Origin of the sequence: Azospirillum oleiclasticum (assembly GCF_013423485.1) — a bacterium.
Lineage (GTDB): Bacteria > Pseudomonadota > Alphaproteobacteria > Azospirillales > Azospirillaceae > Azospirillum > Azospirillum oleiclasticum.
In genome coordinates, this window is record NZ_JABFFR010000051.1 from 16115 (window position 1) to 38984 (window position 22870).

Genomic DNA, 22870 nt, shown 5'->3' on the forward strand with positions numbered 1-22870 from the left:
ATCACGCCATTGCTGCTGCCCAGGCTGCGATTATGAACCGATGTCGGCGCGCGCGGAAGGGGCAGCGAGCCGCCTTGCGGCGAAGCCGGCCCCGCTCTACGGTGACGGGCCGAAACGCAGCCCCCTGGCCGAGACCGACCATGACCACCCAGCCGCTGCCGGAACACGGCGGCTTCTCCGATATCCGCCGTGGCGACTGGATCGACCGGCTGGTGCCGTCCGCGGCACGCCCCTATCTCCGGCTGGCGCGGCTCGACCGGCCGATCGGCACCTGGCTGCTGCTGTTCCCCTGCTGGTGGAGCGCCGCACTCGCGGCGGAAAGCTGGCCGGACCCCTGGCTGATGCTGCTGTTCGCCGTGGGGGCGGTGGTGATGCGGGGGGCCGGCTGCACGGTCAACGACATCCTCGACCGCAAGTTCGACGCCATGGTGGAGCGGACGCGGACGCGGCCGATCCCCTCGGGTCAGGTGTCGGTGCGGCAGGCGCTGGTGTTCCTGGCCTTCCAGCTTCTGGTCGGGCTGGTGATCCTGCTGCAGTTCAACCTCACCGCGGTGGCGCTCGGCGTCCTCTCGCTGCTCCTCGTCTTCACCTATCCCCTGATGAAGAGGATCACCTGGTGGCCGCAGGCCTTTCTCGGGCTGACCTTCAACTGGGGCGCCCTGATGGGCTGGGCGGTGGTGCGGGACGGGCTGGACTGGCCGGCGCTGGCGCTCTACGCCGCCGGCATCGTCTGGACGCTGGGCTACGACACCATCTACGCGCACCAGGACAAGGAGGACGACGCGCGCATCGGCGTCAAATCGACGGCTCTGCGGCTCGGCGAGCAGTCGAAAATCTGGATCTACGGCTTTTACACGCTGACCTGGGCCGGGATTTCGGTGGCGGGCCTGCTGGCCGGGCTGGGTCCGGCGTTCCAGGCGGTGCTGACCCTGGCGGGCCTTCACCTCGCCTGGCAGGTCGCGACCTGGATCCCCGACGACCAGTCGGACTGCCTCGCCAAATTCCGCTCGAACCGCTGGTTCGGCTGGATCGTCCTGGCGGCCATCGTGGCCGGCCGGGTGGTCTGACGGTCGACGTCGCCTGGGGTTTACTTCGCCGCGCTGGCGATCAGTTGGCGGCGCGGGGCCGGCTTGCGCGAGGGTACGGCGACGCTGTGGGCCGGCACCACGGCCGGCTTGCCGACCACCGACTTTTCGGCGACCGTGGCGGCCACCACGGTGGCGGCGATGGCCGCTGCCTGCGGCTTGCGCCGCGGCAGCACCGCGGCCACGGCCTTCGCCGGCATCGTCATGACGGCCGAGGCGGTGTTGCGGTGCATCGAACCGCGCTCGGTGCGGCTCTCGGCCGCACCGGCGACCACCGCGCGGCCTTGGCGCGCGGCGCCGCGGCCGGTGGGGGCGACGCTGAAGGGTGCCGCCGGCGCCGAGGCCTCGATCACGTCGCCGCGACCGCGTTGGCCGGCCGGCAGGATGAAGCCGTAGGTGGGATACACGCGCTGGCCCATCTGGTCGGTCGGCTCATGCCAGACGCGGACCATCGACCAGTCGTTGTTCGGCGACACGTCGGACACCAGCATGCCGCGGCGCAGCCCGCGGCCGTTGATCCAGCTGTGATCGACCTCGATGGTGCGGCGGTCGATCAACGCGCTGACCAGGGAGACATGGCCGCGGCCCATCCGGGGGCTGCGCTTGAACACCAGGACCGAGCCCAGCGCCGGACGGTTGTCGCGCTCATAGCTGTCGGCGGCGCGCTGCCACCACATCCAGGCGTCGCCCTGGATGGTGAAATCGGAGATCGCCCGCACGGTGCGGACGCAGTCGCCAAGCTGGGCATAAGCGGATGACAGGGGAGACATCATCAGGAACGCGGATGCCGCGACACCGATCGCAAATCCCTTCACCCGCATGGATTACCCTCCCCGTTCGTCCATTAACGGTGCGTAACACGACGAATGTCGCATGTCTACCCTGCATGAATTATGTAACCAATCGCCGCAGTTCCCCCGGCAACCCCACCGGTGCCCCAACGATGACCGAAACCGATCCCGTCGCCTTCATCCGCGCCAACACCGTGGTGGCCGCCCCGCCGCTGGTGCCCGAACTGCGGCTGCACCTCGCCACCGAGGTCACACCCCTGTGGGAGGCGACGGAGGCGACGCTGCGGCAGAACAACCTGCCCCCGCCCTACTGGGCCTTCGCCTGGCCCGGCGGGCAGGCGGTGGCGCGCCATGTGCTGGACCATCCCGAGCTGGTCGCCGGCAAACGCGTGCTCGACTTCGCGGCGGGCACCGGGCTGGTCGCCATCGCCGCGGCGCTGCGCGGCGCCACCTGCGTGGCGGCGGAGATCGACCGCTTCGCCGTCGCCGCCATCGAACTCAACGCCGCGCTCAACGGCGTCGCCGTGGAGACGGTGTCGGAGGACCTGATCGGCCACGCCCTGCCCGACATCGATGTGGTCCTGGCCGGCGACGTTTGTTACGAGCGCCCGATGGCCGAGCGCGCCACCACCTGGATGCGTCTGCTGGCCGCCCGCGGCGCCACGGTGATCCTGGGCGATCCCGGCCGCGCCTATCTTCCGCGCCAGGGGCTGGAAGCGCTCGGCCGCCACACGGTGCCGACCTCCCTCGACCTGGAGGACCGGGAGACGCGGGAAACGACGGTCTGGCGCCTGCTGCCGAGCTGACCGCCCGGGATCAGCGCCGCGGCTCCCCCTCGCCCAGCCGTCCGGCCGTGCCGGCGGGGCGGCAGCGGCCGAGCGCCAGATCGACCGCGCGCAACAGATCCGCTTCCGACACCGGTTTCGACAGCACCGCGATGCGGTCGCCGTTGCCGCCAGCCAGCGCCCTCATCTCACGGCCCGGCGGTTCGCCGGTCAGCACCACGATGGGGATCCGCGGCTTGCGCGGCCGCAGCCGACTGATCAGGCCGTAGCCGTCCAGCCGCGGCATGCGCAGATCGGTGATCACCAGATCGAACGGCCGCGCCGTCATCGACTCCAAGGCGGCGAGCCCGTCGGCGGCCTGCGCCACCGCGTGCCCGGCCATCTCCAGCACCAGCGCCAGCGCCTCGCGAATCAGGGCGTCGTCATCGACCACCAGTATGTCCGCCCGCATGTCCATCAAACCATCTTCCACACCGCAAGCCCAGGGCGGAGGTCCGCCCGATTGCGCTCGACGGGTGGTAAACACGCGGAACTCGCGTGAGGTTTCGGCGGCGCTTCGCAATTGCCTCCACCGGTCGGGTGGGCGCTTGACGCCGCCGCCGCATCCGCCATGTTGCCGGACACGACCCACCGCCCCGTCACCGGATGTCCGCCCAATGCCCTACACCTCGCTGCGCGACTTCATCGACCGGCTGGAATCCACCGGACGCCTCGTGGTGGTGCGGGAACCGGTGTCCAGCGTGCTGGAGATGACGGAGATCCAGACCCGCCTGCTGGCCGAGAACGGCCCGGCCGTGCTGTTCCAGAACGTCGTCAAGGCCGACGGCACCCGGTCCGAGATGCCGGTGCTGGTCAATCTGTTCGGCACGGTGGAGCGCGTCGCCTGGGGCATGGACCGCGAGCCCCACGAGCTGCGCGCGGTGGGCGAGACGCTGGCCTTCCTGAAGCAGCCGGAGCCGCCCGGCGGCTTCCGAGAGGCGCTGGAGCTGATCCCGCTCGCCCGCACCGTGCTCGCCATGAAGCCGCGCACCGTCGGTTCCGCCCCCTGCCAGGAGGTGGTGCTGACGGGCGCCGACATCGATCTGGGCCGGCTGCCCGTGCAGTCCTGCTGGCCGGGGGAGCCGGCGCCGCTGATCACTTGGCCGCTGGTGGTCACCAAGGGCCCGGGCGGGAAGCGGGAGGACGGCTTCAACCTCGGCATCTACCGCATGCAGGTGCTGGGGCGCGACCGCGCCATCATGCGCTGGCTGAAGCACCGAGGCGGCGCCCAGCACCACCAGCGCTGGGCCTCGGCCGGCAAGCGCGAGCCGCTGCCCTGCGCGGTGGTGCTGGGGGCCGACCCCGGCACCATCCTCGCCGCCGTCACCCCGGTGCCCGACACCCTGTCGGAATACCAGTTCGCCGGCCTGTTGCGCGGGCGCAAGGTCGATCTGGTGGACTGCCGGACCGTGCCGCTGAAGGTGCCGGCGCAGGCGGAGATCGTGTTGGAGGGCCACGTCAGCCTGGACGACTACGCCGACGAGGGGCCCTACGGCGACCACACCGGCTACTACAACTCGGTGGAGAAGTTCCCGGTCTTCACGGTGAGCTGCATGACCATGCGGCGCAACCCCATCTACCTGTCGACCTTCACCGGCCGCCCGCCCGACGAGCCGTCGGTGCTCGGCGAAGCGCTGAACGAGGTGTTCATCCCCCTGCTGGTCCAGCAATTCCCGGAGATCGTGGATTTCTGGCTGCCGCCGGAGGGCTGTTCCTACCGCATCGCCGTCGTGAGCATGAAGAAGGCCTATCCCGGCCACGCCAAGCGGGTGATGATGGGCGTCTGGTCCTTCCTGCGCCAGTTCATGTACACGAAGTGGGTGATCGTCGTGGACGATGACATCGACGCGCGGAACTGGAAGGACGTGATGTGGGCCATCTCCACCCGTATGGACCCGGCCCGCGACATCACCGTCATCGAAGGCACCCCCATCGACTATCTCGACTTCGCCAGCCCGGAGAGCGGGCTGGGTGGCAAGGTCGGGCTCGACGCCACCAACAAATGGCCGCCCGAAACCAAGCGCGAATGGGGCCAGAAGATCCGCATGAGCGACGGCGTCATCGAGGAGGTGACGCGCAAATGGGCCAGCTACGGCCTGCCCGGCAGCGGCCGGCCGATCTGGAAGTGACCGGCGGATGACCATCGACCAGCCCGACCCGCATTTCACCGAACCCACCCACGGCTACTGGCAGACGCTGGAGCCGCCCGGCATGGATCCGGCGAGGCGGCGTCCACCCTTCCGCTACGGCTACCCGGTGGAGTTGCCGGACGGCCGCTTCCTCGTCCTGCCGATCCGGCGACGGCCGGACCCCGAGCGGGCGGCGGCCTCGCTCATCCCCAACCACGCCTCCTTCGCGGTCATCGACGCGCTGGCCGGCTTCATGGCCGAGCTCGCCCGGCCGCTGGCCCCCGACGTCGTGGTCGGCCTGCCGACGCTGGGGCTGGCCCTGGCCCCGGAGCTGGCGCGCCGTCTCGGCCACACGCGCTACGCCCCGCTCGGCTATTCCCGCAAGGTCTGGTACCGGGAGGAGCTGTCGCAGCCCGTGCGCTCCATCACCTCGCCGGACGCCACCAAGCGCGTCTGGCTCGACCCCAACCTGCTGCCCTGGCTGGCGGGCAAGCGCGTGGTCCTGGTGGACGACACCGTCAGCTCCGGCACCACGGCGGCGGCGGTGCTGCGGCTGTTCGCCGCCGCGGGGGTGACGGTGGCCGGCGTCGTCGCCGCCATGAGCCAGGGCGGCGCCTGGCGCGACCATCTGGCGGCGGAGGATCCGGCATGGCCGGGGCTGGTGCGCTGGGTGTTCGAGACGCCGCTGTTCCGCCGGGTGGAGGAAGGCTGGGAGCCGATCGGCCATCCCTAGGTCTTCCATCGGCCGGCTATGGCGAAGAACCGGATTGCCTTCGTCTCGAATTGCGCGAGACTTCCACCAACCTGTCCGATCCGGAGCCTCGACCGATGACGCCGCGCCTGACCGCCCTCCTCCCGGCCACCCTCCTGCTCACCGCGGGCCTTCTGCCGGGTGCCGCCGCGGCCCAGTCGCCGGGCATGCCCACCGGCTCCTATGAATGCTGGGCCAACGGTGCCGCGCGGATGCTGATGAACTTCCAGGTGACCGCCCCCGGACGCTACACCGACTCCGAAGGAAAGCCTGGCCAGTTCACGCTCGACGCCGGCACGGGCCGGGTGAGTTTCCAGGGAGGGATGCTGGACGGCGCCATGCCCGACGGCTTTGTCGCCGTCTTCCATACGCCGGGCGGCCGGCCGACCGTCAGCTTCCGAAGCCCCCGCGGGGCGGAGGCGGCCTTCTGCGAGCGTGTCTGAGGGGAGCGGATGCGCGTCGTCTTCATCAACCCGAATTCCTCGCACCCCTACGACGCCGCCACGCCGCTGCACTCCCCCCTCGCGGGGTCGGAAACGGCCCAATGCCATCTGGCGGCGGCCGTCGCCGCGCGCGGTCACGACGTCCGGATGGTCACCGCCACGCCGGCTCCGTCCGACGTCCGGGGTGTGTGGTGCCTTCCCCTGCCGGCGGGGCCGGAGGCAATGACGGGGGCCGACGCGGTCGTCGTCACCAGCGATGCCGCGGCGGCGCTCGACCTGCGCCGCACGCTTCCGGCCGCAACGGCGGTGATCGCCTGGGAACACAATTTCTGGCAGGCCAACGCCGCGAGTCACGATGCGGCGCTTCACACGCTGGTGGACATCGACGGTCACGTGCTGTGCGTCAGCGACTGGCACCGGGACAACTACGTCACGGCCGGTGGTCTCGACCCGACGCGGGTGCATGTGCTGCGCAACGCCATCGCGCCGGGCTTCGCCGGGCTGTTCGCCCCCGGCGACCCGATTCTCCGCGCCAAGGCGTGGCCGCCGCTGCTGGCCTTCACCAGCGTGCCCTACAAGGGGCTGGAGGGGGCTCTGTCCTGGTTCGGCCGGCTGCGCGGACGCCAGCCGGCGGTCACGCTGAACGTCTTTTCCAGCTTCGACATCTACCCGTCCGACAACCGGCACCGCCACAACCCGGCCTGGCCGGCGCTCTACGACCGGTGCCGCGCCCAACCGGGCGTCAACTACGTCGGCGCGGTCCCACAGCCCAGGCTGGCCCGCGCGCTCCGCGGCGTCTCGATCCTGTTCTACCCCTGCGCGGTGCCGGAGACCTCGGGCATCGCCGTCATGGAGGCGATGGCCGCCGGCTGCCTCGTGATCACCAACGAGCAGGGAGCCATGCGGGAGACGCTGGCCGGATTCGGCGCGCTGGTCGCCCCACGGGACGGAATGCTGCGGTGCGACGACTTCCTCGCCGCGACGGAATCCGCACTGTCCAGCTTCGCCGACGCCGACGCGCGCCTGGAGGCCCATCTGCGCCGGCAGGTCGACCACATCACCACCTCCGCGCGGTGGGAGCGGCGGGCGGAGGAGTTCGAGGCGCTGCTGGAGCGGATCGCCGGCCCGGGCGCCGGTGCCCGGGCCTGACCGGATCAGCCCCGGCCGGTCAACCCGCACTCCCGCATCACGAAGTCCGCCACCGCCTCCACATCGTCCAGCGGCAGCACCGGTAGCGCGGTCCCCGGCACCGGGCCGTCCGACGCGACGGCGACGATGCTGGGTTCCTCCGGCGCGATCAGCGGCTTGCCGACGGCGGCGCGCCAGACCTCCAGCTTGCGGTGGTCGTGGCGCTTGAAGCCTTCGATGAGCAGCAGGTCCACCGGGGTCATCCGCGCGATCAGCGCCTCCACCCCCGGTTCCTCCTCGTCGCGCAGCTCGTGCATCAGCGCCCAGCGGCGGGGGGAGCCGACCAGCACCTCGGTCGCCCCGGCCATGCGGTGGCTGTGGCTGTCCTTGCCGGGATGGTCGATGTCGAAGCCCTTGTGGGCGTGCTTCATGGTCGACACGGTGATCCCCCGCGCCACCAGCGACGGGATCAGGCGGACCATCAGCGTCGTCTTGCCGCTGCCGCTCCAGCCGGTCAGGCCGAACACCTTCATGGACGCCTCGGCATGATCATTCCCGACCCGTCATGCGGAGCGCGCGGTCTTGGCGTCGCGCGGCTCGCGGCGGGGGCGTTCGGCCAGCATGTGGCGAATGCCGACGCGGGTGTAGTCCCAGCCGGTGATCAGCGTCAGCAGCGCCGCCGCCCACAGCCCGACGATGCCGATGTCGGTCACCGGCAGGGCGCGCGGGCCGTAGTCGCCGACGATCAGGAATCCCAGCGCCACCATCTGGATGGTGGTCTTCCACTTGGCCAGACGCGTCACCGGCACGCCGACGTTCAGCCCCGCCAGATACTCGCGCAGGCCCGACACCAGCACCTCGCGCAGCAGGATCACGACAGCCGGCAGCACCGAGAAGCCGGAGATGCGGTCGAAGGCGACCACCATGAACAGGGTGGCGGCCACCAGCAGCTTGTCGGCGATCGGGTCGAGGAACTTGCCGATCACCGACTCCTGCTCCCACACGCGGGCCAGGTAGCCGTCGAAATAGTCGGTGATGGCAGCGGCGGCGAACAGCCCGCAGGAGGTCCAGGCCGCCCACCCCTCCGGCACGAAGAACAGCCCGACCACCACCGGGATCACCGCGATCCGGGACAGGGTCAGCAGATTCGGCAGGCTGGTCAGCATGGTCGGCGACGGTCCATCGTCACGGGTCGGGGGCTACCTTAAAGCACGGAAAAGGGCCGTCAGTCTAACCATCCGGATGGAAATGATCGTAGATCTTTTTCGCCACGGTGCGGCTGATCCCCTCCACCGACTCCAGGTCGGACAAACCGGCGCGGGCGACCGCGGCGGCGCTGCCGAAATGATGCAGCAGCGCCTTCTTGCGGCTGGGGCCAATTCCGGGGATCTCGTCGATCTGCGAACGGCCCAGCGCCTTGGTGCGCTTGGCGCGGTGGGTGCCGATGGCGAAGCGGTGCGCCTCGTCGCGCAGCCGTTGCAGGAAATAAAGGACGGGGTCGCGCATCTCCATCTGGAAGGGCGCGCGGTCCGGCATGAAGAAGCGCTCGCGCCCGGCGTCGCGGTCCGGCCCCTTGGCGATGGCGACCAGCGGCACGTCGTCGATGCCCAGCTCGGCGAACACCTCCTCCGCCACCGTCAGCTGCCCCTGCCCACCGTCGATCAGCACGAGGTCGGGCCAGTGGCCGAGCGCCCGCTCCGGATCCTCCTTCAGCGCGCGGCCGAAGCGGCGGGTCAGCACCTCGCGCATCATGGCGTAATCGTCGCCGGCGGCCTCGGGTGCCCGGATGTTGAACTTGCGGTAGGCGTTCTTCAGGAAGCCGTCGGGACCGGCCACGATCATGCCGCCGATGGCGTGCGCCCCCTGCACGTGGCTGTTGTCGTAGACCTCGATCCGCTGCGGCGGGCCGTCCAGCCCGAACACCGTGGCCACCCCCTCCAGCAGCTTCGCCTGCGACGAGCTTTCGGCGAGTCGGCGGCCGTGCGCTTCGCGCGCGTTGGTCAGGGCGTGCTCGACGATGCGGCGCTTGTCGCCGCGCTTGGGGGCGGCCAGCTCCACCTTGTGCCCGGCGCGCACGGCCAGCGCCTCCTCAAGCAGGTCATGCTCTGGCAGGTCGTGGCTGACCAGCACCAGCCGGGGGGCCGCCTTGTTCTCGTAGAACTGGGCGATGAAGGCGGCCAGCACCTCCTCCAGCTCCGCGGCCTTGTCGTGACTGGGGAAATAGGCGCGGTTGCCGTAGTTGCGCCCGCCGCGGAAGAAGAAGACCTGGATGCAGGTGCTGCCGCCGTCGGCGTGGGCGGCGATCACGTCGGCGTCGTCGATCACCCCTTCGGCGTTGATGTCCTGGTGCGCCTGCACGGCGGTCAGCGCGCGGATGCGGTCGCGCCAGCGGGCGGCGGCCTCGTAATCCATACGCTCCGACGCCTCGATCATGCGGTCCTTGAACTCGCCCTGGATGTCGCGGCTGCGGCCGGCCAGAAAGGCGCGGGCCTGATCGACCTGGGCCTGGTACTCCGCCGGGCTGACCCGGCCGACGCAGGGCGCCGTGCAGCGCTTGATCTGGTGTTGCAGGCAGGGCCGGGTGCGGCTGGCGAACACCGTGTCGGCGCAGTTGCGCAGCAGGAAGGCGCGCTGCAGCGCGGTGATGGTGCGGTTGACCGCGCCGGCCGACGCGAAGGGGCCGAAATAATCCGCATCCCGTCCGCGCGCGCCGCGGTGCTTGGTGAGCTGCGGGTAGTCGTGGTCCTTGGTGATCATGATGTGCGGGAAGGTCTTGTCGTCCCGCAGCAGCACGTTGTAGCGCGGCATCAGCCGCTTGATCAGGTTCGATTCGAGCAGCAGCGCCTCGACCTCGGTGTGGGTCGTGACGAATTCCATCGTCTCGGTCTCCGCCACCATGCGCTGGAGGCGGACCGGCAGCTTGTTCACCTGGGTGTAGTTGGTGACCCGCCGCCTCAGGTTGCGGGCCTTGCCGACATACAGCACCGTCGCGTCGGCCGCGATCATGCGGTAGACGCCGGGCGTCTGCGGCAGGGTGCGCAGATAGTCGCGGATCACCTCCACCCCGCGGCCGAGATCGGCGGTGCGGCGACGTGTCTTCGTCCCCGGCTCCGGCGGGGTCTGGTCGGTCGGGGGAAGCGTGTCCGGCATGGCGGCACTGTCGCGGATCGGCCCATTCGGGTCAACCGCGGCGCAAGTGCATGATTCGCAAAAGGCGACTCACGGCAAGCCGAGACTATCCACGAAACCTGTGGAAAACTCTGTCGATAACGATCGGGGTACCGACATCCGGGCTAAGCGGCTCAACGGTTTCCGGCTGCTGCATAATTTTTGGGCAAATCAGTTAAGTCATTGAATTTATTGGCATGAGCCCTTGTCAAGGCGACGCTCATGGTGCGTTGCACAAAAGCCCCGGCGGTGCGGAATGCGGGCTTGCGCGGCTTGGCCCGCCTGTGTATAAGGCCCATCCTTCCGGATCAGGTCTGGGCCGCTTCGTTCTATGACGAACGGTTTTCCGGTGCCCGCGCGGGTGTGCGCGCGGGCACCGGAGGTTGCGTCACTGCCCTTGCCCCAGCGAGTATCCGGGCGCACCGTCGAAGGTGCAGAGATTCTCGGTCTTGATGAAGTCCAGCCCGCTGGCCGCCGCCCGCTGCACCAGCCCGGCGAGCTCGGCGTGGGTCACTGTGCCGTCCGCCATGAAGCGGCAGCGCCAATGGTCGGTGGTGAAGGTCTCCGGCAGGCCGCCGGGCCACACCTTGACTCCGCGGTTGGTGATCATCTGGAGCGCGAAACGGTGCCCGGCGATCGGCTGCAGCCGCGCCGCCAGTTCCTCCGCCCCGCCGTCGGCCCACTCGACGAACAGGTCCATGCCGACGATCCGCTTGTCGGCGGCCACCCGCGGCGCCACGGTCGGCACCCGCATCGGCGTCGCCCCGGCGTAGTTCACCGGCTTCAGCCTCGTCGGCCGCCGGCCGAGCCGGGCGATCACCGCGTCGGCGAAGCCTGCGGTGGTGACGGTATCCCCCGCGTCCGGCCCGGTGATGTCGGCGGTGCGCACACCGTCCTCGATGGTGGCGAGCCAGGCGTTGTGCACCCGCTCCGCCACCGCCGTCTGGCCGATGTGGACCAGCATCATCACCCCGCTCAGCAGCAGGCCGGAGGGGTTGGCGATGTTCTGCCCGGCGATCATCGGAGCCGATCCGTGGATCGCCTCGAACATCGCCACGTGTTCGCCAATGTTGGCCGACGCGCCGAGCCCGACCGACCCGGCGATCTCCGCCGCAACATCGGACAGGATGTCGCCATACAGGTTGGGCATGACGATCACGTCGAAGATCTCCGGCGTGTCGGCCAGCCGCGCCGCGCCGATATCGACGATCCAGTGCTCCTGCTCGATCTCCGGGTATTCGGCGCCGATGGCGTCGAACACCTTGTGGAACAGGCCGTCGGTGAGCTTCATGATGTTGTCCTTGGTGAAGCAGCTCACCTTCCGCCGGCCGTTGGCGCGGGCGTACTCGAAGGCGTAGCGGACGATCCGCTCGCACCCCGGCCGGGTGATCAGCTTCAGGCACTGGTAGACGTCCTGGGTCTGCCGGTGTTCGATGCCGGCGTACAGGTCCTCCTCGTTCTCCCGCACGATCACCACGTCCATGCCGGGATGCCGGGTCGGCACGAAGGGGCTGAGCGCCGCGCAGGGCCGCACGTTGGCGAACAGCCCCAGCGTCTTGCGCACGGTCACGTTCAGGCTTTTGAAGCCGCCCCCCTGCGGCGTGGTGATCGGCGCCTTGTAGAAGACCCTGGTGCTCCGCAGGCTGTCCCACGCCTCCGGCCCGATGCCGGCGCTGTTGCCGCGGTGGTAGACCCGCTCGCCGATCTCGATGGTCTCGATGTCCAACCCGGCACCGGCGGCGCGCAGCACGCGCAGGCTGGCCTCCATGATCTCGGGGCCGATGCCGTCGCCGTAGGCGACCGTGATGGGGGTTGCGCTCATGGGTCCAACTCCTCGTGTCCGTGACGGAGCCAGAGCTAGGGCGTGGACGAGCATCGGGGAACTTGATTGTTACAATGCATTGAATTACGATTCTCAATGGTAACATTCGGTACTTCAAGGCCTTGGCTATGACACAAAGGAACCTGGACATTGACCTTTTGCGCAGCTTTGTGACCATAGCCGACGCCGGCAACTTCACCCGCGCGGCGGAGCGGCTGGGCCGGGCGCAATCCACCATCAGCCTTCAGATGAAGCGGCTGGAGGAAACGCTGGGCCGCAGCCTGCTGGAGCGCAACGCCCACGGCGTCCGCATCACCGGCGAGGGGGAGGCGCTGCTGGGCTACGCACGGCGCATCCTGGCGCTCAACGACGAAGCGGTCGGCCGCCTGACCGAGCCGGAGCTGGAAGGCATGGTGCGCCTCGGCACGCCGGAGGATTTCGCCACCACCCACCTGCCGGCGGTCCTGTCGGCCTTCGCCCACAGCCACCCGCGGGTGGCGCTGGAGGTCACCACCGACCTGACGCTCAATCTTCTGGAACGTTTCCAGGGCGGGGAGTTCGATCTGGTGCTGGTCAAGCGGGAGCCGATGGGGCCGATGCAGGGCATGCGCGTCTGGCGCGAGCCGCTGGTGTGGGCGGCGCTCGACCGCCCCTCATCGTGGATGGCCGCATCCCCGGGGGATGCGCTGCCGCTGGTCGTCTCCCCCCACCCCTGCGTCTACCGCAAGCGGGCGCTGGCGGCGCTGGACAGTTGCGGGCGGCGCTGGCGCATCGCCTACACCAGCACCAGCCTCGCCGGGGCCCAGGCGGCGGTGCGCGCCGGGCTGGGGGTGACGGTGCTGCCGCGCGACATGGTGCCCGCCGGTCTGGTCACGCTGGGGGGTGAGGATGGGCTGCCGGTGCTCGACGACACCGAGATCGCCCTGATCGAGGCCCCCGGCACCCGCTCCGTCCCGGCCCGGCGGCTGGCCGGGCACATCGTGTCGTCGCTGGAGCGGGGCATGGGGCCCCACACCTGACCGGCACCCCGCCGGTCCAGGATGTCACTCGGTCGGCACGAACCCGCGGCCCGGCTGCGCCCAGGCCAGATGCTCGCCGCCGTCCAGCGCCAGCATCTGCCCGGTGACCGAGGGCGCTTCGGTAAGGAAGCGGACGGCCGCGGCGATCTCCTCCGGCCGGGCGCCGTGGCCCAGCGGCACGCTGCGCCACTGGGCCTCGAAATGCTCCTCCGACTGGCGGTCGTTGCGCAGGGTCGGCCCCGGCCCGATGCCGTTCACCCGGATGCGCGGCGCCAGCGCCAGCGCCAGGGTCCTGGTCAGCGTCCACAGCGCCGACTTGGCGACCGTGTAGGACACGAAATGCGGGGTCAGGTTCCACACCCGCTGGTCCAGGATGTTCACCACCAGCCCCTCGTCCTGCGGGCCGACCTGCCGGGCGAAGGCCTGGGTCAGCACGAAGGGCGCCCGCAGGTTGGCCTCCAGATGCAGGTCCCACGAGTCGCGGGTCACCGTGTCCCACTCGTCCCGCTCGAAGACGGAGGCGTTGTTGACCAGCAGCGACAGCGGCCCCAGCGCGTCTGCCGCCGCCGGCACCAGCCGCGCCACCTCCGTCTCGCGGGTGAGGTCGGCGCGCAGGGTCACGGCCCGGCCGCCCCCGGCCTCGATCTCCGCCACCACCGCGTCGGCGTCGTCGCGCGAGTGGAAGCAGTGCACCGCCACCGCCCAGCCATGCGCCGCGAGGTCGAGCGCGATGGTGCGCCCGATCCGTTTGCCGGCGCCGGTCACCAGCGCCGCTTTCCGCTTCATCTCTGCCATGCGGCCATTGGCACCCGGCACGCTCCCGCGGTCAAGAACGCCGTGGCGCGGAGGCCGCCGCGGTTGCCAGGACGGTTGAGTTCCGCGCCGCGGCGGGCCACACTCCGCCCCCGCAACCGGCCAGCCCGTCCCAGCCTTCCCCGTCCGTGAGGTCGCCCGATGACGCCACTGCCCGCCCGTGACGCCTTCCAGGCCCTGCCGCACGCCCTGACCCTGCTCGGCATGTCGGGGGTGGGGAAGACCACGCTCGCCAACAAGCTGCGGGAGGAGGACGGCTGGTTCCACTATTCGGCCGACTACCGCATCGGCACCCGCTATCTGGCGGAGCCGATCCTCGACAACATCAAGCGCAAGATCATGGAGAAGGACCGCTTCACCGCGGAATTGCTGCGCTCCGACTCCATCTACATCTGCCACAACATCACCGTCGACAACCTCGCCCCGGTGACCACCTTCCTCGGCATGTACGGCAACGGCGAGGACGAGCTGACCCTGTCGGAGTTCAAGCGGCGGCAGGATCTCTACGGCCGCGGCGAGTGCTGGTCGATGCGCGACGTGCCGGACTTCATCGCCAAGGCGCGCGGCCTCTACCGCTGCCGGAACTTCGTCAACGACGCGTCCGGCTCGCTGTGCGAGATCGAGGAGCTCTATTGCCGCTGCGTGGAGATGGGCGCCCCCGGCCTGTTCGAGCATCTGACGCGCCAGACCCTGCTGATCTATGTGGAGCTGAGCCCCGAGCAGCGGCAGGTGATCATCCAGCGCGCCAAGGACTACCCGAAGCCGCTCTACTACTTCCCGCCGCTCCTGGCCGAGCTGACCGCCGGCCTGCCGGAACGGGCCGACCGGCCGGGGCGGGAGATCGCGCGCGGCTGGGTCGGCCGGCTGATCGAGGACCGCGCCGTCCGCTACCGGAGCATCGCCGAGCGCTGGGGCCTGATCATCCCGGTGGAGCGGCTGTGGGGCATGCTCGACCGCGTCGAGCAGGAGCAGCGGCAGGCCAGCCCCGACAAGGGGCGGCGCACCGGGCTGTTGACGCCGGCATTGCTCGACCTCATCTATGAGGCCGCCCGCGACGAGCTCGACCGCCGGCCGGAAAAGGCGCCCATCCTGCAAGGCTATCTGGACTCCTGCGCCGCCGCCGACAGCGCGCCCGGCCGCTGACCAGCCGCCGCTGACCAGCCACCGTTCCCCCACCCGGAAGACCGTCCCGCCATGCCCATCACCGTCCCGGACAACCTCCCCGCCCGCGTCGTTCTGGAGCAGGAAGGCGTCATGGTCATGGGCCAGGGTGTGGCCGTGCACCAGGACATCCGGCCGCTGCGCATCGCCATCCTCAACCTGATGCCACTGAAGGTGCCGACCGAGACCCAGCTCGTGCGGGTGCTGGGCGCGGGGCCGCTGCAGGTCGAGGTGACGCTGGTCGCCACCGAGAGCTACACGCCCAAGAACACCTCGGCCGAGCATATGGCCGCCTTCTACAAGCCCTGGAGCCGTGTCCGCGAGGAGCGTTTCGACGGCCTGATCATCACCGGCGCCCCCGTCGAGACCCTGCCCTTCGAGGATGTGAAGTACTGGCGGGAGCTGTGCGGCATCTTCGACTGGGCGCGCGAGAACGTGTTCCAGAAGTTCTTCATCTGTTGGGGGGCGCAGGCGGCCCTGTACCATTACCATGGCGTCCCGAAGTTCGAGCTGCCGGCCAAGGCCTTCGGCGTCTTCCCGCACCGCGTGCTGAACCCGGCCAGCCCCCTGTTGCGCGGCTTCGACGACGAGGTCCCCGTCCCCGTCTCCCGCCACACCGAGGTGCGCCGCGCCGACATCGAGCGGGTGCCGCAGCTCGAGATCCTGCTGGAATCCGAGGAGACCGGCGTCTGCCTCGTCCGCGACCGGGTGACGCGCGACGTCTTCATGTTCAACCATCTGGAATACGACTGGTGCACGCTGGGCGACGAGTACCGGCGCGACGCGGGCGAGGGCAAGCCGATCGCGCTCCCGGCCCATTACTTCCCCGGCGACAACCCGGCCCGGAAGCCGCCGAACCGCTGGCGCAGCCACGGCTTCCTGCTCTACGGCAACTGGCTGAACGAGGTCTACCAGGGCACGCCCTACGACCTTTCCCGCCTGCCCGAGGTGAAGGCTGCCAACGGAACCCAGGCGCTGACCTACCGGCTGTATCACACCGCGTGACGGACGGCGCTCACGGTTTCGTCGGCTGTCTCCGCTCCCCCACCTGCGGGTCGGTGTAGGCGACGCGGTGGATAACGCCGTTGGCGTCGTCGCTGACCAGCAGGGCGCCGTCCTTCGCCACCGCCAGCCCGACCGGCCGGCCGAAGGCCGTCCACGACCCGTCGTCCTGGCGGGACAGGAAGCCGCCGACGAAGGGCTCGACGGCAACCGGCTTGCCATCGTCGAACCGCACGCGCACCACCTCGTAGCCGGACGGCATGGCGCGGTTCCATGAGCCGTGCATGGCAACAAAGGCATCGTCGCGGTATTCCGGCGGGAAGCCGTGGCCGTTGTAGAAGACCATCTGCATCGGCGCCGCGTGCGCGGTGTAGTAGAGGATCGGCTGTTCGGTGCCCTTCGCGTAGGCGTCCGGGTTCCGGCCGGGCGGCTTGAGGGCGGGATTGATCTTCCGGTCGGAGAAGACGTACGGCCAGCCGTAATCCTTGCCCTCCTCGATGCGGTTGAACTCCTCGGGCTGCTCGTCGTCGCCCAGCCAGTCGATGCCCTGGTCCATGCCGTAGAGGACCCCGGTCGTGGGTTCCCAGCCGAAGCCGATGGTGTTGCGCAGGCCCTTGGCGACGATCGCACGCCCGCTGCCGTCCGGCTCGACGCGCAGGATGGTGGCGTTCTCCGGGTTGATCTCAGGGCAGGCGTTGCAGGTGCTGCCGACGCCGACATAGAGCTTGCCGTCGGGCCCGACGCCCAGGCTGCGGTTGGGGTGCTGCCCGCCGTCGGGAAGGTCCCCGATGATCCGCACCGGCTCGCCCACAGACCCGTCGGGCTTCAGCTCGGCCCGGAACAGCTCGGTCACCGTCGCCAGATACAGGGTGCGGCCGTGGATCGCGATGCCATGGACCATCGGCAATTCCAACACGGTGCGGGTCTGGTCCGCGCGCCCGTCGCCGTCGGTGTCGCGCAGCATCACCACGTCGCCCGGCGCACGGCGTGTGACATAGACCGCGCCGTCATCGGCGACCGCCATCAGGCGTGGCGCTCCCAGACCGTCGGCGAAGCGGGAGACGGAGAAGCCCGCGGGGTGGGACAGCCCCTCCACCCGCTCGGGCGTGGCCTCCACCATCTCCGGCTTGGTCACGTGCGACACGATCCGCAAGGTGCCCGGCGGCGGGTCCGCGGCCAGCGCCATGGTCGCGGTCAGCGCAAGCGCGGCCGCCCCGGCCGCCAGTTTCGGTCGTGCCATGCCGTGAACACCCTCCCCCTCGGCTCGTGCGATCAACCGGCTGCGGGCCGTTGCGTTCCGCTTACGCTTGTGGAAAAGGCGGCACCGATCGGGACTATGCCGAACGCATCATCCGAACGATGCGCCCCACCGGACCCGGCGGCTAATCCTCTTTCCGCGTTGCCGCCCACTGGTTTCGCCAGCACAGTCTTCACCTGCGGGGGTCCTGATCAGACAATGCACACCGCTAGACGAAACAGCGGTGGCGAGGGGCGAATCCATGAATGCAGCAACCATAGCACGCAGAATCGCGGATGGCGATCTTCACTATGCCTTGGGTCGATTTGAGACCGTTCGTCATATCTATAGCTATGCCCTGGGTCTGATGCGGCCGGCCAACACCGATGCGGCGGCGTCGGTGGAGACCACGCTGTTTCCGGATCTGTCGGTTACCGCGGTGGTCGATGCCGTCCGCCGCGATTCGGTCGCCTACGGGCTGACCCTGCCCGACAACCTCGTGGCCGACCTCGTCCGCTTCGCCGAGGATGCGGAGTGCCACGACCGCACCCTGCCGCACCGGTTCCGCCGGGCCGATGTGGTCGACGGCCATCTGGCCGACGGCACGCCGCTGGTGCACGGCCTGATCCCGTCCGCCAAGGAGTGCGCGACCGTGCAGCGGATCGCCGAGGACCCGCTGCTGGTGCGCGCCGCCGAGCGGTTCCTGGGCTACCGCCCGCGCACCATGAAGCCTTGCCTGTTCTGGAGCTTCCCCAGCCCGGTGAGCGACGACGAGCGACGCCGCCGCGGCCAGACCATCGACTGGCACTTCGACGTCTACGACTTCAACGGCTTCCTGGCGAACTTCTACCTGACCGACGTCGATGCGGATGCGGGTCCGCACGCGCTGGTGCGGGGGTCGCACACGGGCAAGCGTCTGAAGATGCTGCTGGGCTCCGCCCGCACCACGGACGAGGCGGTGCTGAGGCAGTACGGCCCCGACCGCATCACCGTCATCGAGGGCAAGGCCGGCACCGGCTTCTTCGAGGACGCCGCCTGTTACCACCGCGCCATCCCGCCGAGGAGCCGGGAACGGCTGCTTCTTCAGATCTGGTACAGCTGACGCTCCATCGGAGTGGGGGAACGGCCGGTACGGGACCGGCCGTCATCCCTTGGTCAGAAGGTTGCGGGCGATGGCGTCAAGTTCCTCGATCGGCTGGCGGGACAGCCAGGAGGCCACGAAGCTGCGCTCCGCGCCGGACGGATCGAACGGCGGCCGGCGGTACCGGTCGTCGTCACCCTGGGTAGGGCCGCCTTGTCTTTTTTCCATGGACCGATCCGAAAGTCTCACGTGTCGGAAAAAGAATCTGCAGCCTCAGTCGTACGTACGCATACCATAGAGCCGGCGCGGTTTCCAGTGGGATCGCACGAAAATTGCGTATCTCCCCCGAAGATTGAAGGAAAATACTTTGTAGTCGAATTATTGTGCGACGCAGCACACCAATACTCAAGCTGCCGTTTCAACGCTCCGCTGGAAGAGTCGCGGATTTGGAGACCGGGAGCGGCTGTGGTACCGTGCCAGCCATGGTGGACACCAACGCCGACCACGACCTCATCGACGAACCGCAGGGACCCGCCGAAAGCGAGGGGCAGGCGCCCACGCTCAAGGCCTTCTCGCTGCTGCAGGCGGTCGCCCGTTCCGAGCGGCCGCTCAGCATGGCCGAACTGTCCATCCTGCTCGGCATGCCCAAGCCGACCGCCTACCGCATCGCCCGCATGCTCGAACGCGACGGGCTGCTGGAGCGGGAGGCGGGCGGGCGCCGCTACGTCGCCGGCCGCAAGCTGCTGGGCTTCGCCATGGAGATCGTCACCGCGTCGGTGCGCAGCGCGCCGCGCCACGCGATCCTGGAGACGGTGTCCCGCCAGCTCGGCGAGACGGCCAATCTGGGCGTCATGGTCGCCAACCACGTCGTCTACATCGACCGTGTCGAGTCGGCCTGGCCCTTCGGCCTGAGGTTCGAGCCGGGGTCGCGCGTGCCGCTGCACTGCACGGCCATGGGCAAGCTGTTCCTCAGCGCCCAGCCCCGCGCCCGGCAGGAGCAGATCCTGGGCAAGGTCCCGCTGGAGCGCTACACGGAGAACACCATCACCGACCCGCAGCGGCTGCTGCGCGAGCTGGAGTCCATCCGGGCGGCAGGACTCGGCGTCGATAACCAGGAGTTCCTGGCCGGCGTCGTCTGTGTGGCGGCACCGGTGGTCGATGCGTCCGGCGCCACCATCGCCGCCATCGCCATCTCCGCACCCCAGGCGCGCATGAACATGAACCAGGCGGTGCAGCACGCGCCGCTGCTGCGCGCCGCGGCGCAGCGGCTGGCCGAGACGCTGGCCCTGCCCGCTCCCGAACGCTTGGCCCCGGAACGCCAGACCGAGGCGCCCCCCGCCCCCCGCCCCCGCCGCGCCGCCCGCAGGGGGTAGGAACAGCGGGTCAGTCGCGGCCGAACAGGCCCTGGTCGCCGGTCTCCGCGGCGCGGATGCGCTCCAGTTCCTGCGAGTAACGGCGCAGCAGGAACGCCTCCGACACATAGCCGATGACGCGCCGCGCCTCCCGGTCGGACAGCACTGGCAGCGTTTCCATCTCCGCGGTGCAGAAGCGTTGGAAGGCGGTCTGCGCGTCGTCGTTGCCGAGCAGGAAGCCATCGGCGGCGACCGCCATGTCACCGACCGTCCGCCCGGCCTCCTCTTCCCCGACGGCGCCCGGCGCGTGCACCAGCGCCATGTCGAGCTGCCCCGCGTAGCGGCCGCCGGCGTCCACCGCGAACACCTGCTTCGCCGAGCCCAGCGGGTGGCGCCGCCGCAGCTCCTCCAGCGGCAGGGTGGCCGGCACCACCACGGCGTCGCGCCGCATCAGCCGGGCGGCGCTCAGCTCGCGGACCCAGCCGACGTCCTGCGCACCGCGGATCGGCACGCCCTTCAGGTGGAAGCGCCAGGTGGCGAAGGAATAGCCGAAGGCGTGGCGGACCACCGTCGCCGACAGCACCACCCCCATCAGCACGCCCGACGCCGCCCACAGATCCTGCGTCGATTCCAGCACCAGCAGCACCATGGTGACCGGCGCGCCGACGATGCCGGCGGCCACCGATCCCATCCCGACCAGCGTCAGCAGCGTGGTGTCGAACTCCAGCCCTGGCGCCAGCCGGGTGACCAGCTCCGCCAGCACGCTGCCGAACAGGCCGCCCATGAACAGCGACGCGCTGAACAGCCCGCCCCGGAAGCCTGAGCCGAGCGACAGGGCCGAGGCCAGGATCTTGGCCGCCAGCAGCGCCGCCAGCGCCGCGGCGCTGCCCGCCAGCTCCGGCGGGGCCGCACCCGGCCCGGCGCCCAGCACCGCCGGCGCGAACCACGCCACCGCCCCGACGCCCAGCCCGCCCAGCGCCGGCCGCGTCCAGGACGGCACCGGCAGCGCGCGGAACAGCCGCTCCGACAGGCTCACCGCCTGCATCGCCCCGATCGCCAGCCAGCCGGCCAGGAAGCCGACGGCCGCGCAGAGGGCGAAGTCCGTGCCGTCGATGGTGCCGCCATCGCGAAAGGCCATCGGCAGGCCCGGCCCGGCGAACCATTGCGAGGCGGCGACCGCCGTCACCGCCGCCGCCCCAACCGGCGCCAGCACCGGCAGCGTGTAGGCGCCCAACACCAGCTCGAAGGCGTAGAAGGCACCGGCCAGCGGCGCGCCATAGGCCGCGGCGATCGCCGCCGCCGCCCCGCAGCCGACCAGCGTGCGCAGATCGCCGCGGCGCAGCCTCAACCGCTGCCCGATGGCCGAGGCGATGCCGGACCCGGACTGGGTGTAGGCCGCCTCCATCCCCACCGAAGCACCCGCCCCGTTCGACACCAGCGTGTGCAGGGTCAGCCGCGCGCTGTCGACCAGGGACATCTTGCCGCCGTAAAGCGCGTTGGCCTCGATCGGGTCAACCGTCTCCCGCCGCTTCAGCCGGCGCGCCGCCCAGGTCAGCAGCCCCAGCAGCAGCCCGCCCAGCACCGGCACCGCGAACAGGCGCAGCGCGTCGTCCGGTGGCACCTCGCCCAGCCGCGCCCCGTGGTGGAGGCCGAAGGCGGTGACCTGGAGCCATTCCACCGCGTGGTGCAGCAGGGCGACGCCCAGCCCGACGGCGCCGCCGATGAGGGCAGCCAGCAGCACCAGCGACAGCGCGCTGTCGCGCAGGGTTCGGCGCGCCGCGGTGGCCGCGTCGGGTGCCGACCGTCCCGGCGCCCCGCACACGGAATCGGCGGCCGTGGCGTCGATCCGCGTCACGTCTCCGGTCATGCGGTCATCATGGTCGCCGTCGTCGGAGGGTCAACCGTCCGGACGGGGCACCCTATTTCGCGGGCGGCTTGGCTCCCTTGCGCGACACGTCGCGGATGACGCCGGCGATGCTGTCGCGGGCTTTGATCGCGTTCTCCTTCTCCGCCGCCGGCCCCTCGTGGAAGAACACCGTGAACAGGCGGGCGTCCGTCAGGTAGTAGAGCAGCGCGATGTGCAGCGCTCCGTCCTTCATGGTGCAGTCCACCGACCCCGACCGCAGCGTCAGACCCGGCAGCGTCTCCGGCTCGCCCAGCGCCGCGACGGTCTCGCCGGGGCAGCGTTTCTTCAGCCCGTCCGCATACTCGTTGGCGAGCTCGGCCAGCGTGCTGTCGCTGATCACCTGTCGCTCGCGCACGCCGCCGAAGAGGTGGCCGTTGCGCCACGCGAAATCGGCGGGACGCTCGTTCACCGGAACGCCCTCGAAGTTGACCGGCTGCAGCTCGCGGAAGCCGGCGGCGGCGAGCACCGCGGTCAGCGCTTCCGGGAAGGGCGACTTGGCCGGGGCTGCGGCCTTGGTCTCGAAACCCGCACCGGCCTTCTCCGCGCAACTCCGCAGGTCGCCCAGCACCTTCTTCGTGCCCTTGAGCTGGAAGGCGATGCGGTCGGTGTTGGACTGGATGTTCAACTGCCGCCCGGTTCCCAGCAGGCCGTACACCTCCTCGTCGCTGCCGAGCGGCACCACCAGCAGATCCGCCTGCGCCGCCGTGGCCGCCCGGTCGCGGGTGGCCTTGTCATCGACCGAGAGCTTGACGCTCCACCGCTCGTCGGGCGGCAGGCGTGCGCCGGGGATGCCAAGCGCGATGTTCACCTCGCCGGTCTTGGTCCGCGCGATGACCAGCACGTGGCCGCTGTCGAACTTCGACTGGGTGACGCAATAGGAGAACTGGCCGTCCTGCGCCTTCACCGCGCGCAGCTCCCACTCGCCCACCGGGGCCGCCGGCCCCTTCATCGTCTCCGCCGCCTTCGGCCCCTCGCCGGCCGGCTTGGCGGCCTCCGGCGGCTTCGGCGCCTCGGCGCCGGGCTTGGGCTGCGGTTTCGGCTGCTGCGCTGCGGCCGGCGCCGCGGTCAGGGCGAGGGCGGCGAGAACGGCAAGGGCGGCAAGGGAGGTGGAACGGGCGCGGCAGGTCGGAACGGTCATGGCGGAGATCCGGGGGCACG

Annotated in this window: 22 protein-coding genes; 11 read left to right on the plus strand and 11 right to left on the minus strand. The window is 70.2% G+C overall.

The window, feature by feature from the left end:
- The first annotated feature begins 140 nt into the window (after positions 1–140).
- The gene (gene ubiA, locus HL658_RS33045; protein WP_180286546.1) at positions 141–1067 is read left to right on the plus strand and encodes a 4-hydroxybenzoate octaprenyltransferase; all 927 of its coding nucleotides are present in this window, start codon (positions 141–143) and stop codon (positions 1065–1067) included.
- Positions 1068–1087: 20 nt separating this feature from the next.
- Here ubiA and HL658_RS33050 read toward each other — a convergent pair whose 3' ends face one another.
- Positions 1088–1906, minus strand: coding sequence for a CHAP domain-containing protein (locus tag HL658_RS33050; RefSeq protein ID WP_180286547.1), 819 nt, complete (start codon positions 1904–1906; stop codon positions 1088–1090).
- Between the two features lie 122 nt (positions 1907–2028).
- Here HL658_RS33050 and HL658_RS33055 point away from each other — a divergent pair, with 122 nt between their 5' ends.
- Positions 2029–2682 carry a class I SAM-dependent methyltransferase gene (locus HL658_RS33055; protein ID WP_180286548.1) on the plus strand — a complete coding sequence of 218 codons (654 nt, stop codon included), beginning with the start codon at positions 2029–2031 and terminating at the stop codon, positions 2680–2682.
- 10 nt (positions 2683–2692) lie between these two features.
- Here the strand turns inward: HL658_RS33055 and HL658_RS33060 are convergent, their stop codons facing one another.
- Positions 2693–3118, minus strand: coding sequence for a response regulator (locus HL658_RS33060; protein WP_180286549.1), 426 nt, complete (start codon positions 3116–3118; stop codon positions 2693–2695).
- Positions 3119–3317: 199 nt separating this feature from the next.
- Between HL658_RS33060 and HL658_RS33065 the strand changes: the two genes are divergently transcribed.
- The 4 genes from HL658_RS33065 to HL658_RS33080 all read left to right on the plus strand — a co-directional run bounded on the left by HL658_RS33065 (position 3318) and on the right by HL658_RS33080 (position 7172).
- Complete coding sequence (locus tag HL658_RS33065; RefSeq protein WP_180286550.1) at positions 3318–4829, plus strand: UbiD family decarboxylase; 1512 nt, start codon at positions 3318–3320, stop codon at positions 4827–4829.
- A 7-nt stretch (positions 4830–4836) separates the two neighbouring features.
- Positions 4837–5562 carry a phosphoribosyltransferase gene (locus HL658_RS33070; RefSeq protein WP_180286551.1) on the plus strand — a complete coding sequence of 242 codons (726 nt, stop codon included), beginning with the start codon at positions 4837–4839 and terminating at the stop codon, positions 5560–5562.
- 95 nt (positions 5563–5657) lie between these two features.
- On the plus strand, positions 5658–6023 hold the full coding sequence (locus tag HL658_RS33075; RefSeq protein WP_180286552.1) for a hypothetical protein: 366 nt from the start codon (positions 5658–5660) through the stop codon (positions 6021–6023).
- Between the two features lie 9 nt (positions 6024–6032).
- Positions 6033–7172 carry a glycosyltransferase family 4 protein gene (locus HL658_RS33080; RefSeq protein ID WP_180286553.1) on the plus strand — a complete coding sequence of 380 codons (1140 nt, stop codon included), beginning with the start codon at positions 6033–6035 and terminating at the stop codon, positions 7170–7172.
- Positions 7173–7177: 5 nt separating this feature from the next.
- Here the strand turns inward: HL658_RS33080 and mobB are convergent, their stop codons facing one another.
- From mobB to HL658_RS33100, 4 genes are all read right to left on the minus strand, one after another.
- Positions 7178–7684, minus strand: coding sequence for a molybdopterin-guanine dinucleotide biosynthesis protein B (mobB, locus tag HL658_RS33085; RefSeq protein WP_180286554.1), 507 nt, complete (start codon positions 7682–7684; stop codon positions 7178–7180).
- A gap of 30 nt (positions 7685–7714) precedes the next feature.
- Positions 7715–8317: a CDP-diacylglycerol--glycerol-3-phosphate 3-phosphatidyltransferase gene (pgsA, locus tag HL658_RS33090; RefSeq protein WP_180286555.1), complete on the minus strand. Its 603-nt coding sequence runs from the start codon at positions 8315–8317 to the stop codon at positions 7715–7717.
- Positions 8318–8381: 64 nt separating this feature from the next.
- The gene (uvrC, locus tag HL658_RS33095) at positions 8382–10301 is read right to left on the minus strand and encodes an excinuclease ABC subunit UvrC (RefSeq protein WP_180286556.1); all 1920 of its coding nucleotides are present in this window, start codon (positions 10299–10301) and stop codon (positions 8382–8384) included.
- Positions 10302–10707: 406 nt separating this feature from the next.
- Positions 10708–12141 carry an NADP-dependent isocitrate dehydrogenase gene (locus HL658_RS33100; RefSeq protein ID WP_180286557.1) on the minus strand — a complete coding sequence of 478 codons (1434 nt, stop codon included), beginning with the start codon at positions 12139–12141 and terminating at the stop codon, positions 10708–10710.
- A gap of 158 nt (positions 12142–12299) precedes the next feature.
- On the opposite strand from HL658_RS33100, the gene HL658_RS33105 reads away from it, so the two are divergent.
- Positions 12300–13160, plus strand: a complete 861-nt coding sequence (locus tag HL658_RS33105; protein ID WP_246338170.1) for a LysR substrate-binding domain-containing protein — start codon at positions 12300–12302, stop codon at positions 13158–13160.
- A 24-nt stretch (positions 13161–13184) separates the two neighbouring features.
- On the opposite strand, the gene HL658_RS33110 is transcribed toward HL658_RS33105, so the two are convergent.
- Positions 13185–13955 carry an SDR family oxidoreductase gene (locus HL658_RS33110; RefSeq protein WP_180286559.1) on the minus strand — a complete coding sequence of 257 codons (771 nt, stop codon included), beginning with the start codon at positions 13953–13955 and terminating at the stop codon, positions 13185–13187.
- A 159-nt stretch (positions 13956–14114) separates the two neighbouring features.
- On the opposite strand from HL658_RS33110, the gene HL658_RS33115 reads away from it, so the two are divergent.
- Both HL658_RS33115 and HL658_RS33120 read left to right on the plus strand, forming a co-directional pair.
- On the plus strand, positions 14115–15116 hold the full coding sequence (locus HL658_RS33115; protein ID WP_180286560.1) for an ATPase: 1002 nt from the start codon (positions 14115–14117) through the stop codon (positions 15114–15116).
- Between the two features lie 51 nt (positions 15117–15167).
- Entirely contained in the window at positions 15168–16139 is a 972-nt protein-coding gene (locus HL658_RS33120; protein ID WP_180286561.1) for a homoserine O-succinyltransferase, read from the plus strand.
- Between the two features lie 10 nt (positions 16140–16149).
- Here HL658_RS33120 and HL658_RS33125 read toward each other — a convergent pair whose 3' ends face one another.
- Positions 16150–17376: a PQQ-dependent sugar dehydrogenase gene (locus HL658_RS33125; RefSeq protein WP_211109914.1), complete on the minus strand. Its 1227-nt coding sequence runs from the start codon at positions 17374–17376 to the stop codon at positions 16150–16152.
- Between the two features lie 364 nt (positions 17377–17740).
- On the opposite strand from HL658_RS33125, the gene HL658_RS33130 reads away from it, so the two are divergent.
- Complete coding sequence (locus tag HL658_RS33130) at positions 17741–18475, plus strand: phytanoyl-CoA dioxygenase family protein (RefSeq protein WP_246338172.1); 735 nt, start codon at positions 17741–17743, stop codon at positions 18473–18475.
- A 42-nt stretch (positions 18476–18517) separates the two neighbouring features.
- Here the strand turns inward: HL658_RS33130 and HL658_RS33135 are convergent, their stop codons facing one another.
- Positions 18518–18682, minus strand: a complete 165-nt coding sequence (locus HL658_RS33135; protein WP_180286563.1) for a hypothetical protein — start codon at positions 18680–18682, stop codon at positions 18518–18520.
- A gap of 254 nt (positions 18683–18936) precedes the next feature.
- Between HL658_RS33135 and HL658_RS33140 the strand changes: the two genes are divergently transcribed.
- Positions 18937–19827: an IclR family transcriptional regulator gene (locus tag HL658_RS33140; RefSeq protein WP_180286564.1), complete on the plus strand. Its 891-nt coding sequence runs from the start codon at positions 18937–18939 to the stop codon at positions 19825–19827.
- A gap of 10 nt (positions 19828–19837) precedes the next feature.
- On the opposite strand, the gene HL658_RS33145 is transcribed toward HL658_RS33140, so the two are convergent.
- Both HL658_RS33145 and HL658_RS33150 read right to left on the minus strand, forming a co-directional pair.
- Complete coding sequence (locus tag HL658_RS33145) at positions 19838–21673, minus strand: chloride channel protein (RefSeq protein ID WP_180286565.1); 1836 nt, start codon at positions 21671–21673, stop codon at positions 19838–19840.
- A gap of 52 nt (positions 21674–21725) precedes the next feature.
- The gene (locus tag HL658_RS33150) at positions 21726–22850 is read right to left on the minus strand and encodes a hypothetical protein (protein WP_180286566.1); all 1125 of its coding nucleotides are present in this window, start codon (positions 22848–22850) and stop codon (positions 21726–21728) included.
- Between the last annotated feature and the right edge of the window lie 20 nt (positions 22851–22870).